Source organism: Leptospira interrogans (assembly GCF_900156205.1).
Lineage (GTDB): Bacteria > Spirochaetota > Leptospiria > Leptospirales > Leptospiraceae > Leptospira > Leptospira interrogans.
This window is the reverse complement of sequence record NZ_FTNA01000013.1, coordinates 92555-108488: the sequence shown is the minus strand read 5'-3', so window position 1 is coordinate 108488 and position 15934 is coordinate 92555. Positions and strand designations below refer to the sequence as shown.

The following is a 15934-nucleotide window of genomic DNA, read 5'->3' as shown; positions in this document are numbered from 1 at the left end:
CTCGCTCTTTACGAATCGCTCGGGATAACTCAATGCCTCGCTCTTTACGAATCGCTCGGGATAACTCAATGCCTCGCTCTTTACGAATCGCTCGGCAGGTTTTGGGACACGTTGTAAATTCAAAATTGTTCTATTCAGGTTTAATAGAATATTCTAATTTTATTTAGATTTTATCGAACATAAGTTTGACCTTTCTAAAATTAGAAAGAGCGTCTGCTTCTTAAATACTTTATATTTTTTGAATGTACTATTTGAAAAAATTATACCGGACTATATAAGCTTACTCCGGATTATATAACAGAATATTCAATCCAATAGATTACACATCAATAATAGAGTTTTTGAAAAATAAATTCTCCATTTGTTTTATGAAAACGATTGATGGAGGTAATCTTATTAATCACCACTTTCAATAATCCTAATATAACTTCAGTATACGAAAATAGGCGCATTGCTGGACCATACTTTCAACTCCGATCAACAATTTGAGGGACAAAAAAATTTCCTGATTTCAATTTGTTATAGAACGTGATCCGTAGAAGTCCCCACAAGTATTTGGATCTCAATATAAATCTGTCGAAATTACCACAAATCCTGTGTAAAGCTTACATTCCACAACACGATCTGTCAAACGACCAATAGAAGAGAGACGCTGAGCTTGAAAGAGGCTATACTTCAATCGCTTTTGCATTGAATTATATCGAACTAACGTTAATCGACACTTTATCACAACATTTATGGGAACTCAATTTTATAGGGGACAGTAATATCTTTTAAAGTTATATATAAAATTTATAAAGTTCTAAAGTATCACTCATTCTAAAAAATGAGATTGAGAGTTTATTGAAAAAGAAAACAAACTACTTTTCACACAATTCTTTGAGAGATTTTAAAGCCTTAGGCCACATTTCTTCGAACATGGATTTATATTCTTCGATCGTTTGCATTTCTATAATCAACTTTGTTTTTCCATTGGATTCTTCTTGAAACGTATAGTTTTCAAAAGCGGGGGTCCATTTTTTTACTTCCTCGCTTTCGGTATCGATTACCCCGCCGGATATAAGCCCGATATGTTCTATAGAAATAAATTGATAAGGTATATTTTCCCGAATCTTAGCATACATTCCTTGCGGCTTATCATTCTCATCCTGGGCCAAAAAACGGATTTCACTTTCTTTTTCCCAACTTCCTTCGAAATAGGAACCTTCATGAAACTCTTTAGCCCAAATTCTGTAACTCGAATCCTCAAGCATTTTATGCCAAACGGTTTTTACGTCTGCGTCAATTAAAATAGAAAAACGAATAGTTTCCATACATCACTCCATAGATTCAATTATCTTTTAGTGTCTATAAAATCTTTATAAACTTAAGAACAACAATCTTAAAATAAAATTTTTATATAAAAATTTCATTACAATAGATACCTTTGAATAAAAATTTATTTTATATAAAAAAAAATTATAATATTTATCTATAAAAATATATATTAACTTTATATTTTTATATGAGCTATAACTTTTAGAGTTTTTGAAAAATGAATTCTTCATTTTGTTTCATGAAATGGTTGTTTGAAGCAGTTCTATTAATCGCCGCTATGAAATTTTTCAACAACTCCACTATAAAAATCCACTGCGTTTTTTATTCGAAACTATAAACAAAGTACTAATATTCCGCACTCAAACAGTTCTTTACGGTAAAATTTTTACTGCTCAAATTTTATAAGTTAATTAACGAAATCACCAACTTTAATTGTTTTCAGATCTTATAGTTAAGTTCTTAGAATTTAACTTTCAAACCTCTAATAATTTCGCTTCTGTCATGTTTCCTTTTTCAAATGCGATTGTATAAGGTGTTTGTCCTTCGGAACTGATCAACTTTTTATCCGCTCCTTTTTTTAAAAGTAATCGTATAATATCTACGCTTCCGGATCGACTTGCGGCGATATGCAAAGGTGTAATTTCTCCCGGATTTTGAAGCGAATTTGAGTCCGCCCCTTTTTCCAAAAGAAGTTCCACGACTTCTTTTTTTCCGGTCGCTACCGCAGAATGTAACGCAGTATTTCCATAAGACAACTTACTCTTAGAAGTAAGACTAAGATCTGCTCCTGAAAATATTAAGAATTTTGCAATTTCTAAATGACCGAAATAAGAAGCGAGATGTAACGCAGACCAACCATCTGCAGATAGAAAATTGACCACATCCGTTGATTTAGAAATCAATCTTTTTGTTTCTTCTAAATCCCCCAAAGCTACTGCTTCGAAAAGGTTTCTACTGGGACTGATTTCGTAAATTTCTTTAGAAATATCTAATTTTCCATAATAAAGAGAGAATAAAACGGGAGTGATTCCTTCTTCGGTTAAACTCTGAAAAAGGTTAGGATCTCTTTTTAATAGTCCGATCACTTTCGCCTTTTGACCGCTCGCTATCGCCTGAAAAATTTCCTGCATAGATTACCTTTTCTTTTTTGAAAGAGGATTAGACCTAATTTTTGGAAAAAATTCAAGTGAATTCTTACTCAAGTACATGAAAATAGTATCAGAAAATGAATGAGCGATTTTACAAAGACGCAGAAATTTTCAAAAAATTATATCTAACCTGAAATCACCGGCTTTTTTATATGAGATCCAGCATTTTAAAATTTGAAACAGGTTCAGAATAGTATTATTTTCACGTCCCCGAGTAGGAATTCAACCTGGTTAAAAAACTGTGGAAAAAATTTATTTCGTTTCTCTGAAATGGTCTTTTTCAAAAGAATCAAATTTGTTTTTATAAAATCTAATTTTAGAGAAAAAATAAAACGGATCTATTTCGCCTAACCTGCGTTCCATCTAAGTAAAAGTATATACTTTATCGAATGTAATTTTTAAATCTTAAATCAATTGTATGAGTTCTTACACTTTCCGATTTTACTCAATAACTTATCATAAAGTATTTGTATTTTGCTTTAAAACAGTGTTTTATAATAAGAATTTACGACGCTCAATTTTATAGAGATGAGTAACTCTGATTAAAATCGCTTATAAATAGTAGACGTAAATCTTTTAAAAACTATACTACTTTAGATTTTCAATTTATTTTAATTCTATAATATCGTAGGGCTGAAGATCGACCGAAATCGGAGTGGGAGTCAACAATCGATTCCCTCTTTCGGTATCGAACATAGTCACTCCCGGTTGTTGAAACTGTGTATTCCCCACATATAAAATTTGATCCGAGGCCAATAGAACACTGGAAAGACTCGCGTCGTAACTTGTAGGAATCGTAAGTAAGGTAGAAATTTTTTCCCCCGTACTAGGATTGAATGCCTGTAAGGTTTTAGTAAATCCGGAATCCAATACCGCTACATAACCCATCGTGTCCGATTTAATTTGAACGGATAGTATATCCCCTCCCGCAATCGCCTCTGAATATAAAAATCTAGAAACAAAGGTTCGTGTCGATAATCGAAATGCGCTCACTCCTCCGTCGATCTGACTTTGAAATCCCATTCTAGCGGGAGTCGCAATGACAAGATGGGATTCTCCAAAAAGTTCCACGAGTTGCGGTTTTCCGACCGGATTAGAACTTGGGAAAGTATAAGTTCCGACCACCTGATCCGTAGATACATTCAATTCTAATAAAATAGAACTCGTGTTAGGTGGAAAGTACCCCGAAGGATCGTTCCGATCTAATCTTTGTAAACATACAAAGAGTGAGTCCCCTACTATTTTCAATCCGTTCATTTCCGGAATTCCGTCCGGAGAAGCCCCAAGAGAAAAAGATTCTGCATAACTTCCTAAATCAATAAAACCGGTAATCGTCATATAAGTCGGATCTATGATCATCAATCGATTAGATCCATAAAGACTTACGTAAGCTTTGGATGTGCTTGCAAATTCCATATCCACAGGATTAACTTTGGAACCGAGTGAAAGTTCTGAGGTGGTGATAAATCCGTAATTCGGGTCCAATACTTGAATGCTATCCCGATTCAATCTATTTAACACATACACTTTTCCGTTTCCAAATCGGGCAACCGCATCCGAATGGATCGGAGTCAATCCGGGATAAGCGTAGAAAAGAGTCGGATTGATCACTTTAAACCGCCCACCTCCCCCGAAGTCTGTGGTAACCACTCCTATATTTCCAGGTAAATTTTGAATCAGAAGCAGACTTAAAAATGAAGGCCTTTCAATGTCTCTGCAAAATACATTCAAAAAAAAGAATAAAATAAAAACCTTAAGTTTTGTTCTCATTTTAAAATCTCATACTCAGAGTTGTGTACCAGCTTCTTCCAGGTAGAGGATAACCGATCAAATCGGATATCCTTTTGTCTGTAAAATTTTTGACCTCAAAGGTTAACAGAACCTCTCTCGTTATCTCCTTTGAATTTCCGTTCAAATCGGAATCTTTTGATTCAGAGTAGATTACCCAAGTGAAAAAATAGTTCCAGATCTGTCTTTCCGGTATATAATTGATGTATTCGTTGGTTCTATCTCTGAACACGGCTCCGATATACAACAATTCTATTCCAGTTTCCAGTTTCTTTCCTTTCCAAGAAAACGTGCTGGAAAATTCGTGTCTGGGTCTCAAAGGAAGTATTTTTCCATGTAAATACGGAGAAGAAGAAGTATTGATCGCTTCTTGATACGTATAGTTGAATAAAAACTTAATTCCGTATTTCCAATCTCCTCTATGAGAAAATTCTAATCCTCTAATTTTAGCGGAATCCACGTTTTCCGGCCTGAGTGTAAACTGGGAGTTTGGAAGAAATAGAATCATATCTCTCATATCTTTTTTAAAATAAGAAATGCTCGATTTTGTTTTTAGGAATGAATGATTCGTTTTATATATAAAACCTGCGTCCCCGTTTTCGCTTTGTTCCGGTTTCAAATTAGGATTTGCGACGATACTTCCCTGTTCTCCAAACATTTCTAAAAAAGAAGGAATCCTATACTGTTTGGATATATTTGCTTGAAACTGAACATCCCAACTTTCTTTTTCGAATATCTTCCAAACAAAACCTAATTTAGGATTTGTGAATGTAGTTTTTTTGATATCACCCGAAAGTGGATCTTGTCTTCTATACCAGGGTTCTTCGGAAGGAAAACGATCTTTATAATGATCCCAGGTCACGGAAGGTATCAAAAGTATTTTTGAGTTCCAAATACGGATCTCGTCTTCCAGACGAAAAGAAGAATAAGTTCTTTCTTTTTTAGGCTCCACCCTTCCTACCAAGTTAGAGGAAGTTAACCTCTCTCGATCAAAGGACTCTTTTTCCAAAGACACAAATCCTCTCAAGATCTGATGATAATCAGTTAAATACAAAGTAGGCATGACCTGAAAACCCGCTTGTCTGATCTCTGCTCTGGAATTTGGGGTTCCTTTAGAAAATTCTGAAAGTGGATCGTAAAGGTCATCTTTAGCCGCAGTATAAAAACCTCTGGTTTCCAATCGAAAGGAATCGACAAACAGCCCTTTGGTGTCTGTAGCAAAAGAGCTGGTATTTCTGTCGTATTTTCGATGAACCCTATCCGTTTGATTTGAGCCAGGTCCTGGAAGTCCGTGGATCCTATGATTGAAATCGTTTAAGAATTTTAGTTCCGTTTTTCCGATTTGGTATTTTAAAGATCCAAAAAGCGCCGCCCTTTCAAAAGAAGCGTTTTTTCTTCTATCAATTGTGTCGTCTAATGTGTTTAAAACGACCGTTCCGTGATCGTTTTTGTAGGAAAAATTTTGATCAGACTTTTCACCTAACGCTAAAAAACTGGTTCCAATTCCTTTGTAGTTTCCAGTATGAGAGACACTCGCCTTTCCAGTATTAAACGAACCACCTCCCAGATTGATCCTGGTTTTTGGTTTTTGGGAATCTTTTTTAGTTACCAGATTGACCGAACCTCCGATCGCAGATCCCGAAAAACCAATCGGATTTCCGGATCTATATACTTCCACACTTTCTAAACTATCAAAAGGAAGATCCGCTAAATTTACTTCTCCTCCTTGAGAATTGTTTAGCGGAATACCATCCAAATAGATTCTGGATTGATTTGGATTTGTGCCACGAATAGAAAGAGTGGAATACGATCCCAAACCTCCAAAAGACCGAACCCTAAGACCAGCCTCTCTTTCCAAAACTTCCGGCAATGACGTATAACGCGCCGAAGTTTCGTCTAGTTTAATTGCAGTTTGAAATCCGCTCGGATTGGAACGAAAATTTTGGGAACTGGAGTCTGGAACTTTTCCAATTACCTGAACGGTTTCGGCTTTTGTAGCGGGAACTTGATTCTGTGCGCTTAAAGTCAAAGCAAACACAAGTAAAAATGGAATTACAGAATATTTTAATATTTGAATGTATTGATTTTTTCCCATTTTTAGCCGGAATAAAATGGGAAAGAAAAATCGGAGATTTCAATTAGAAATCTAAAAAACAAAAGCCTATTTTTCAAACCCGACTTTAGCTCCCGAAAGTCCCATTAGTTTGTTTTTTTACTTGTTAGGTCTTCTGGCTTTCGCCGATTTCGCAGCCTTCCCGCGTATTTAACGCAGTGGCATGATTGCGAAATCTCATTCGGCGATTACAGCTGCGGGTTCAGCTCCGGATTTGAACCGGATTCCCTTCCTCATCACGAGAATAAACAAGTTTTCCGTTCCAAGATTTCTAAATAGGACTTCGCAATCAAGAGAATTCTATTGCAAAAAAGGAAAGATTCGGCGAGAAACACTATAATGAATCGGACATGTTTGTAGATAAAAAATGATTTTGTTGAATCCAGGTTTTGATACTTCAAAGGATGATAAAAATCCATTTTTGAATTCTACCTTTGAAACAGAATTAAAAGCAGCGCGTTTAACCGCAACTTGTAACATTCAAAGATCATCGTTTATTACATTAACGTAAACATCTTTGAGGGCGAATTCGTAATTTCCAAATGTTTTTGAAAGTTCGTATAAATAAGTCGTTATTCAAAAATAGATGATAGAACATTTTGGAAGTAACTTTCGAATTCTCTTTTTCTCTTTGACCGAAAGAGAATTCGAACTCAAATCCAACTCTTTTAAATTCCGTAGTTCTCCGATTTCTTTTGGAAGCGTCGTAAGTGAATTGCTCCCTAAACGCAACCATTTTAAATTTTGTAGTTTTCCGATTTCTTTAGGAATTGTCGTAAGTGAATTGTTCTCTAAATTCAACTCTTTTAAATTCCGTAGTTCTCCGATTTCTTTTGGAAGAACGGTGAAAGTGGGACGATTGTCAGATAGATTCAATACTTGTAAATTTTGTAGCCGCCTGATTTCTTTTGGAAGTGTAATGAGAAGGTTCCTGCTTAAACTTAGCTCTTCTAAATTGTGAAGTTCCCCGACTTCTTCAGGAAGGGTTGCCAGCCAGTTTCCAAACAACCACAAACTTTGTAAGTTGCGTAGCCGACCGATTTCTTTAGGAACTGTCGTAAGTGAATTGCTCCCTAAATTCAACTCTGTTAAATTTTGTAGATTTCCGATTTGTCTCGGAAGATTTTTAAATCCTTGACCGTTCAAATGCAGAATACGAACATCCGAAGAATTTTGGAAAGCCTCTATTAAATTTGTGTAAGCTTTTACTTCCACAAGTTGCTCTTGTGCTTCTACCTCGTTGAAGAAAAAAAAGATAGAAATCAAAAGAACCATTCCGATTCGTTTAAAACGAATCTGTGTTGTAAAAAAGTTCATGCGACGGATTTTCCAAATCAAAATTTTATTGCAATGAACAAAAAAGGATACGCGTTGTTTCAGCGAAATATTTTTTTCAATGAAAGAAGTAATTTTACAATACTTTAAGCGATCGCGCTTTTTGTTCCAAGTTCTGAATGCCGAAACATAAGAAGACATCCACACTATTTTTATAGAACTTAGTAAAACGGCTCTCTTCTCCTACGGATCGTGTTCTGGATCTCTACATAGAATCGCTTTCGCATTGGTTAAGGTTCAATGAACTGTGGACAGATTCTAACTTTAAAGTTTGTAGGAAGTTCCCACAAAAATATAAAGGACTGAAAGTAATCTCAAAGATTTCATTTACGCGGGAGTTCCCACAATATTGGAAATTCAACAAAAGCCTTCCATCCACTGATTTTTTAGGAGTTCCTACAAAGATCCAAAAAATCTTGGAGTCACTTCAAAATGTAAGAGTTCCCCACAGTATAAAATAACTCTCAAAAACCTTTTAATATGAGGGAGTTCTCATGTTTTTTTCAACAGTTCTGCTTTTGCAAGAGTTCCCGCAGGAATGAAAAAACTTTCGAGTATAACCAGTTCTTCTTACGAAATCGATATTACCTGGAAAAAACTAAAAACTTGAAAGCTCATGGCTTGATCGTATCAGAAGAGCATTGCTCAACTTTTTCATTTGTGCAATTTTAGGGACGCGCTTTTAGGAATCTGTGGGAACTCTTACTGAAAAATTTCTTCGATGTACAAATCGTGCGGGAACTTCTACAATTTGAAAATAACTTGCGTGAATCCTACGCTTTTTCTCTGCGAACATACAGAACAATTTAAATCGATTTGTTTAAACAAAAATTCAGTATAACCAATGCGAAAGCGATTGTAGCGGAATCAACAAATTGAAATGACAAAAGAATTTCGCGTTTTAAAGAATAGAGTTGTTGAAAAATTCCATAGCAACAATTAACAAAACGCTTCAATCCACCGTTTCCATACAACGAAAACCGATAGAGAATTAATTTTTCAACAATTCTAATCATCCATTTGTTGATTGGAGCAAAAAGCCTCTCAACCGCCAAATTTCTGTAGATTACGTTGAGAGGAACCAAAGATGAAAAAAACTCAACCTTCACTCCCTATAGGTCGTTCGGTGTGCTCCGCTATCTTTGGTTCATTTAGTTCTCTATGGATCGCGTTTTAGGTCGTAGCTCAACTCATGTCACGTTCCCGGAAGAATCGTTCCGTCATCTGCAATTTTTGGTCCCTTGCCCGGAAAATCTTCTTTCGTAAGTTTTTTCATCAAATCGATCGTTTTCTTTTCTGGATCGTATTCTGGAATCGAAGCGGAATCCAGTTGTAACGGTAGGATCTTTCCTTTTACGAACTTTCCTTGAGAATCCACTTCCACTTCAAGAACCAAAGAATAACCTACGATCCCTCTCGAAGATAAGGCTCTATAGCCCATAAAGTTTCCGAGAGAATAAGCGATTAATCTTCCCTTATACAATTCCATAGCTCGCACCAAATGAGGACCATGACCGATCACTAAGTCGGCGCCTGCGTCAATCAGTGAATGACTAAACTCAACTAAGTTCCCTCTATATTCTCCGTAAAAACGTTCCATTTGATTTTTTACGTGTAGGGCCGGTCCACCTTCCGCTCCTCCGTGAAAAGAGATAAAAACGAGTTGCGCCTTTTTTTTTGCTTCCTTAACCAACGCTACCCCTTCTCCGATCTCATTTACGTTGTTATGCGATTTTAAATGAGAAAACCCAATCCAGGCCACGGAAATATCTTTCACGTTCATATACGTGATCATTCCCTTCTTTCCGGTATAACGAATTCCTACGTCCGAAAGATTTTTCTGAGTGTCCACAAAACCCTGTTCGTGAAAATCCAAAGAATGATTATTAGCAATACTTAAAATATCAAATCCTACTTCCTTTAAAACCTTAGCGTAGGCGGGAGGTGTTCTAAATGCAAAAATCATTTTTCTAGAAGTGTCTTTGGAAGTGTTCGGATAATCGGTAAGGGTACTTTCAAAATTTCCGAAAAGTAGATCCGCACCCTTTAAATAACTTTCCACCTTTCCGAATAAAAACGATCTAGGATCTTGTATATTCAACGGTTGAGGAAAATTTGTTCCTGGAACCATATCGCCCACTGCTTTGATCTTAATCGTCTTAGAATCACCTAAAAGCCCAAATGAAAAAAGAAATAAAACGGATAAAATGAATGTTTGTCTCATGTCATTTCATGAGTTTCAATCGGAAGCTGATCGTAAAGCAGAATTTCTATCAAAAGAATTCTAACCCTTCCCGATAGAATAATAGAATGGAAATAATCCCTTGCAACACTTGTGGCTCATCAGAATTCAAACCTCTTTTTTCCAAATCCAATCATAAGAACGAACTTTTTCATATCGTTCAATGTATACGTTGTTCTCTCGTTCAAGTTAGTCCTCAACCTTCTCCTAAAGAAGTAGCTTCTTATTATTCGGAAGAATATTTTTTAAAAAGAAGTGATAGAGGTTACGATAATTATTTTTCGGAAGGAATCAGAAATGAAATTTCCAGAGTGTTCGGCCTTAACTTAAAAGATTTGGATTTTCAAACTTGGGAAAAATCTTTGTCTACCACCAAACGCTGCTTAGACGTAGGTTGTGCCGCAGGCTATTTTGTAGACTATATGCAAAGTAGAGGATGGGATTCCTACGGAATGGATATCGCCCAAGCTCCCGTAAAATTTGCTCGAGATAAACTCAAACTCAAGGTAGAACAAGTAGATTTTTTAGAATGGAAGCCGATAAATGTGGATCAGTTTGACTTAATCACACTTTGGGCTTCGATCGAACATCTCCATAAACCAAAAGAAACATTAGAAAAAATTTATACACATTTAAAGCCTGGAGGCCGGGTGATTCTTTCCACTTGTAGATGGGGAATTTTAGCGAAACTACAAGGACCGTCCTGGAGGTATCTAAACGTTCCCGAACATTTATACTACTATTCTCTTCCTGGAATCGTAAAACTCTGTCGTTCTCTTGGTTTTCAAAAGAAAAAACACATCACTTATGGAAGTGGACTTACTGCCAAAAAGAACTCTTCTTTACTTTATAAAACCTTAAAGTATTTTGCAGATCCTACAGTAAAATTTTTGGATCAAGGTGATATGATGGCTCTTTGTTTTTCTAAATAACTTGAATTTTGAAAAACAAATTTAAAACGTTTTTCGGATTTTTTTAAAGATAGAAAAGATCATATTTCAAAATTATACTCAGAACTATTTAAAGCTAATATTTTGCATTGAAACAGTGTTTTTACGATAAAAATTATAACGATAGTCAATTTTATAAAAATCACCCAAAACAGAAATATGAGACACTTGAATAGAGTTGTTTAAAAATTCCATAGCGACGACTAACAAACCTGCTTCTATCGACCATTTCATGAAACAGAAGAGGGAGAATTCATTTTTCAATAACTCTAATGCAACTTGATCTTTCTGATCTAGTAAAATTCTAATTCTATAAAAATCGTTCTACAAAGTGCCCCAGATTCACCTTTTAAAAAAGAAAATCAAACCAGCATAACTTCACTCTTTACAAACCATCGATTAATTTTAATAAAGCCATAAAAAATTCCAAATCCAAGCGGATATAAAAGAAATTTTTTCCAGATAAAGTTTCGTCCAATTATTTCAGAAAAATTTAAAGTATAAACTTACAAAAACCACAACAACTCAAAAATAACTGCTTTAAATTTTTCCATAGAGGAATCTTAGAACAAACCGTAAACTTTAGTCTTAACAATCTATAAGTATACAGAGGTGGTTTTACAGCTCATTTGTTTTAGAAATTTGGGCTTTGGAATAACAGAATTTTTTCTTACGATTCTCTATTTTTAAGAAAAAAAGATTCAAAAAAAGGAAAGTAATTTTAAGTATATCAAGAAATTGGAATCCAATTTTTCACACAGAAAAGAATAGATGCGAATCGACATGTTTTATAAACTCGTATTATAAGGGTTTAGCTTTCCTTGAATAAAAAGATTTCCAATACTAGACATTTGAGGTATTTCCTTTGAAAAATAAAATTGAAAAGAATATCGTCTATGGATTAATCATAATTCTTTTTCTAAACCTCATCATGACAGGATCTGCATATTATACTCTACAACAATCCTTAGAACTTAGAAAATGGGAAACCCATACTCAAGAAGTTCTTTTAAACCTGGAAGAAACCCTTTCTTCATTCAGAGAAACTCATTCCGTCTTAAGGGCTTATATTTTATATCGAGATAAAGAATTAATAGATTCTTATTTCAAAAACAAAAGAATAGTTTTAGAAAAAATTCAAGAACTAAGAAATAAAACGGTCGATAACCCGGTAGAACAAAAACGACTTTTGAACATAGAATCCAATTTGAAAGAAAAGTTTTCTTATATGGAAGACATACTTTTAATCAAAAAATATAAATCATTTCAGGATTATGTTGAATTGTATCGTTCTCCTAATGGATTTACTTTATCGGAAAAAATCAAGTTCCTACTTCAGGAAATCAAAGACGAAGAACTTAGACTTCTAAACATACGAAAACACAATTCTAAAATCAACATGACCATATCGGTTACTCTTCTTTTTTCCGGAATTGTATTAAATCTTTCCTTTATTCTTCTACAGAACTGGCTTATCTACAAAGAAAGCCAACGTAGGCTAAAAACAGAGGAAATATTAGAAAAATCTAATCAAAATCTCAAACTCTATTCAGAACAATTAGAAAGGTCAAACAGAGATTTAGAAGCCTTTTCCTATTCGGTTTCTCATGACCTTCGTTCTCCCATTCGAGGTATATTAGGATTTTCTAAAATATTGCTTGAGGATCACGGAGCAGAACTCAGAGAAGACAGTCGTAGAATCGTAAACATCATCATTCGAAACTCCGAAAACATGGGGAAACTCATAGACGATCTTTTGGAATATTCAAGACTGGGAAGAAGGGAACCAATGTTCTCTGTCGTAAATATGAAAGTTTTGGTAGAGAAAGTGATTGAAGAAGTTATCAGTTATTATCCGGATATGAAAGCAGAAATTTCCGTCGCAGAACTTCCTTACGCAAATGCAGACACAAGTCTTCTCAAACAACTTTTATTCAATTTGATTTCCAACGCTTTTAAATATTCTCAAAAAAAAGAAATTCCTAAAATCGAAATAGGATCGTATCAAAATGGAGAAGAAACCGTTTTCTTTGTAAAAGATAACGGAGCTGGATTTGATATGAAATATCAACATAAATTATTCAACATATTTCAAAGGTTACATCATACCGATCAGTTTGAAGGAACCGGGGTCGGACTTGCCATCGTCAAAAGGGTAATAGAAAGACACAATGGTAGAGTTTGGGGAAAAGGTAACCTGAACGAGGGCGCTTGTTTTTATTTTACGTTAGGAGTCAATGATAAAAATGTATAATCTTCAGGATGAATTGATAGAGATCTTATATGCGGAAGACAATCCTCAGGATTCTGAACTTACTCTAAGAAGTTTAAAAAAACATAAACTTACAGATCAAGTCAAACACGTCCGGGATGGGGAAGAAGCTTTAGAATATTTATACGCAACCGGACGTTACGCAAATCGGGATAAAACGAGAGTGCCTTCTCTCATTCTTTTAGATTTAAAAATGCCTAAAGTGGACGGGATCGAAGTATTAAGAAGAGTCAGAAACGAAGAAAATACCAAGATGCTTCCGGTAGTGATACTCACTTCTTCTGCCGAAGAAAAAGATATTATAGAAAGTTATAAACTAGGGGTAAATAGTTACGTAGTTAAACCATTTGAATTTGATAAATTTGGAGAAGTAGCCAGTGAAATCGGATTTTACTGGGTCTTAATAAATCAAAGTGTAAGTCGCACTTAAATCGTTCGATCCAAAATATCAAAATCATTTGCACATTAAATTTAAGTTTTTAGAAAAAATTTACGTATTATAAAATTTAAATATTCTAAAATATACAAATTAGTCTTTTTTATTTTAAGAACTCCGTAAGTCAAAACGTAATTCAAAAATGGGTTGTTTAAACTTTCAAAACTTGTATTACCTATTCCTCTTTTTGCTTGTCAATTCCTACAAATGGGTCGAAATCTGTTTTTCAAACGATGAAATTTTACTTTTGGTTTCTTCCCATACTGATTTTTGTTCTAAGATGCGCTACTTATTCCACTTTTAGTTATTCTCAATTTGAACAGGAAAAACTCGTAAATCTGAGTGGTGTTTCTTCCAACAAACTCAGCCTTTTGACCACACGATATTTAAAAAGTAACGATCTATACGATAAATTCGAAGAATCTCCGTTAGTTGTCATCTATGACTTGGATTATGAATTGATGGCGAATAAATCCAGAAATCTCGCCTACTACCTTTCCGAACTCTGTTATTTTACAGGAAACTCACTGGATATGGAAGATCCACAGTTCGCAAAGATGTATGCTTCCGCTTTGGTTTATTCGTATACCTATCTGTTTGATAAAAAGGCAAATCCTACACCCGATCCTTTTTCCGCAGAATTTAGATTTGCTTTGTTTACCTACAATCGTTCTTTAGCTCAACTCGTTCGATTTGCTAAAAAAAATCGTAAGTTAACTAACGTCACCGATCTAAGTCTTCCTCTGGTTCGGGGAACCTTACAGATGTTAGGTGCTGAAGTAGAAACCGCTTGGAAACCTCAAAATTTTCTACAAATAGAAGTTGCTTACGACTATCGTGTCAAAGGATTTTCCAATCATATCAGCAAGTATGGAATCGGAACTCCCGTAATCCTCAACCGTAAATTTCCGGAAAATGAATCTCAGGAAAGAATCAAATACGAATTTATCAACGGAGTAGGACAAGCCTATCCCGCCACTGCCTTTGTAAGTTTGGAAGAATCGTATCTTGAAAATAAGGATCTTCTAAACTTGCCGGCCAAAATCCACGTCTATGATCCTGTCTTTCGGGATCGGATAACATTAGGCGGAATCAGCCTTCCGATGGAAAGTGATACTACTACCCCTCTCGCTTATATGCTTAAGATAGCACAACAAAGAGACAGTATATTAGCTATTTTTGATGGAGAAACGAGTATGTCCAGAAAGGGGCTTTATCTCGTATACCCTTATCACAAGGATAAGATACCGGTTATATTTATTCACGGCCTTGCTTCTTCTCCTTTCATTTGGTTTCCTATGATCAACGAACTTCTTTCCGATTCAGAAATTAAGTCAAAGTATCAATTCTGGGTTTATTGGTATCCTACCGTAAATCCGATCCCTCTAAACGCGGCTGAATTTAGAGATACATTATATGATTTAAGAAAGATCTATGATCCTAAAAACGAACATAAAAGTTTCGACAAAACCGTTTTGATAGGTCATAGTATGGGAGGATTGATTGCAAAACTCGCAGTAACACGAAGCAATAAAGAACAATGGTTAAATACAGCAGAAATTCCGAATTCAATATTCGATACGATGAGCGAAGAAATTAAAAAGGAAATCAGAAGACTTTTCGATTTTGAACCAGTTCCTTTCGTAAAAAGAGTGATTTTTATAGCAACTCCACATAAAGGTTCGAACTTGGCGGAAGGAATTTTAGGATCCATCGCTAGATTTCTTTTTATCATCCCCAAAGAAGTAACTAAAAAATTTGAAGAAGGTTATAAGTATTTAAGCGCGGACTACAAGAATAAAGATATAGTCCCCAAAGTATATGGAGTCGACGGACTGGCGCCTAAAAGTCTTTTTATGAAAGTAACCGGTCGCTATAAGCCGGAAGTAAAATTTCATTCTATCATAGGAAATTCTAAACTAGTGGATTTGGATTGGATCAGTGACACAGTGGTATCGTATGAAAGTTCCCATTTAGAAAATCCAGAATCGGAAATGTTGATTCAATCCGAACATTCCGTCCAAACCCATCTTCCCACTTTCTTAGAAGTAAAAAGAATTTTAAAGGAACACGTTTTAGTACCCGAACATTAAAAAATTCGAATTTATAGGAACTACTATTGACATTAGAACTACTCGAAAGTTCGCAAATTGCCAAATACAATCTAATTTGTAGGAACTACTGTATTTTATTAAAAATTTCTAAAGAAGAATCACGTAAAATACTTTGGGTTTTTAGGCAAGTTCTTAATGAAAAACGGAAGAAAATTAATTTTTCAATAACTCAAATCCATTTATTTAATTTATGATTTAAAAATGTTATTGTTACTTTTG

Annotated in this window: 11 protein-coding genes and 1 riboswitch; of the genes, 4 read left to right on the top strand and 7 right to left on the bottom strand. The window is 34.9% G+C overall.

The genetic code is table 11. The annotated features are described in order from the left end of the window. Positions 1–860: 860 nt before the first annotated feature. From BW942_RS12160 to BW942_RS12125, 7 genes are all read right to left on the bottom strand, one after another. Positions 861–1313 (bottom strand): SRPBCC family protein, encoded by a 453-nt coding sequence (locus tag BW942_RS12160; protein WP_000447937.1) that lies wholly within the window; start codon positions 1311–1313, stop codon positions 861–863. A gap of 477 nt (positions 1314–1790) precedes the next feature. After that, positions 1791–2447 (bottom strand): ankyrin repeat domain-containing protein, encoded by a 657-nt coding sequence (locus BW942_RS12155; protein ID WP_001155666.1) that lies wholly within the window; start codon positions 2445–2447, stop codon positions 1791–1793. 624 nt (positions 2448–3071) lie between these two features. Then, a complete protein-coding gene (locus BW942_RS12145) occupies positions 3072–4235 on the bottom strand; it encodes a YncE family protein (RefSeq protein WP_001259341.1) in 1164 nt (387 codons plus the stop codon). A gap of 1 nt (position 4236) precedes the next feature. Next, a complete protein-coding gene (locus tag BW942_RS12140) occupies positions 4237–6348 on the bottom strand; it encodes a TonB-dependent receptor plug domain-containing protein (protein ID WP_000517759.1) in 2112 nt (703 codons plus the stop codon). A 106-nt stretch (positions 6349–6454) separates the two neighbouring features. Further along, a riboswitch (cobalamin riboswitch) is annotated at positions 6455–6634 on the bottom strand. A gap of 32 nt (positions 6635–6666) precedes the next feature. Beyond that, positions 6667–6846: a hypothetical protein gene (locus BW942_RS21510; protein WP_000942239.1), complete on the bottom strand. Its 180-nt coding sequence runs from the start codon at positions 6844–6846 to the stop codon at positions 6667–6669. A gap of 96 nt (positions 6847–6942) precedes the next feature. Then, complete coding sequence (locus BW942_RS12135) at positions 6943–7842, bottom strand: leucine-rich repeat domain-containing protein (protein ID WP_000100633.1); 900 nt, start codon at positions 7840–7842, stop codon at positions 6943–6945. A gap of 1054 nt (positions 7843–8896) precedes the next feature. After that, positions 8897–9925 (bottom strand): CapA family protein, encoded by a 1029-nt coding sequence (locus tag BW942_RS12125; protein WP_001250026.1) that lies wholly within the window; start codon positions 9923–9925, stop codon positions 8897–8899. An 86-nt stretch (positions 9926–10011) separates the two neighbouring features. Between BW942_RS12125 and BW942_RS12120 the strand changes: the two genes are divergently transcribed. From BW942_RS12120 to BW942_RS12095, 4 genes are all read left to right on the top strand, one after another. Then, positions 10012–10875, top strand: a complete 864-nt coding sequence (locus BW942_RS12120) for a class I SAM-dependent methyltransferase (RefSeq protein WP_000402845.1) — start codon at positions 10012–10014, stop codon at positions 10873–10875. A gap of 883 nt (positions 10876–11758) precedes the next feature. Then, positions 11759–13147: a sensor histidine kinase gene (locus BW942_RS12105; protein ID WP_000790893.1), complete on the top strand. Its 1389-nt coding sequence runs from the start codon at positions 11759–11761 to the stop codon at positions 13145–13147. Next, positions 13140–13595 (top strand): response regulator, encoded by a 456-nt coding sequence (locus BW942_RS12100; protein ID WP_000282526.1) that lies wholly within the window; start codon positions 13140–13142, stop codon positions 13593–13595. The genes BW942_RS12105 and BW942_RS12100 overlap by 8 nt, the downstream gene beginning before the upstream one ends. A 239-nt stretch (positions 13596–13834) precedes the next feature. Beyond that, positions 13835–15694, top strand: a complete 1860-nt coding sequence (locus BW942_RS12095; RefSeq protein WP_000675225.1) for an alpha/beta fold hydrolase — start codon at positions 13835–13837, stop codon at positions 15692–15694. Positions 15695–15934 lie beyond the last annotated feature (240 nt).

Bases quoted from the DNA above. Each gene is read 5' to 3' on its own strand.
- BW942_RS12125 (WP_001250026.1), bottom strand. From the start codon at position 9,925: ATGAGACAAACATTCATTTTATCCGTTTTATTTCTTTTTTCATTTGGG.
- BW942_RS12160 (WP_000447937.1), bottom strand. From the start codon at position 1,313: ATGGAAACTATTCGTTTTTCTATTTTAATTGACGCAGACGTAAAAACC.
- BW942_RS12140 (WP_000517759.1), bottom strand. From the start codon at position 6,348: ATGGGAAAAAATCAATACATTCAAATATTAAAATATTCTGTAATTCCA.
- BW942_RS12135 (WP_000100633.1), bottom strand. From the start codon at position 7,842: ATGTCTTCTTATGTTTCGGCATTCAGAACTTGGAACAAAAAGCGCGAT.
- BW942_RS12145 (WP_001259341.1), bottom strand. From the start codon at position 4,235: ATGAGAACAAAACTTAAGGTTTTTATTTTATTCTTTTTTTTGAATGTA.
- BW942_RS12155 (WP_001155666.1), bottom strand. From the start codon at position 2,447: ATGCAGGAAATTTTTCAGGCGATAGCGAGCGGTCAAAAGGCGAAAGTG.
- BW942_RS12095 (WP_000675225.1), top strand. From the start codon at position 13,835: ATGAAATTTTACTTTTGGTTTCTTCCCATACTGATTTTTGTTCTAAGA.
- BW942_RS21510 (WP_000942239.1), bottom strand. From the start codon at position 6,846: ATGTTACAAGTTGCGGTTAAACGCGCTGCTTTTAATTCTGTTTCAAAG.
- BW942_RS12100 (WP_000282526.1), top strand. From the start codon at position 13,140: ATGTATAATCTTCAGGATGAATTGATAGAGATCTTATATGCGGAAGAC.
- BW942_RS12120 (WP_000402845.1), top strand. From the start codon at position 10,012: ATGGAAATAATCCCTTGCAACACTTGTGGCTCATCAGAATTCAAACCT.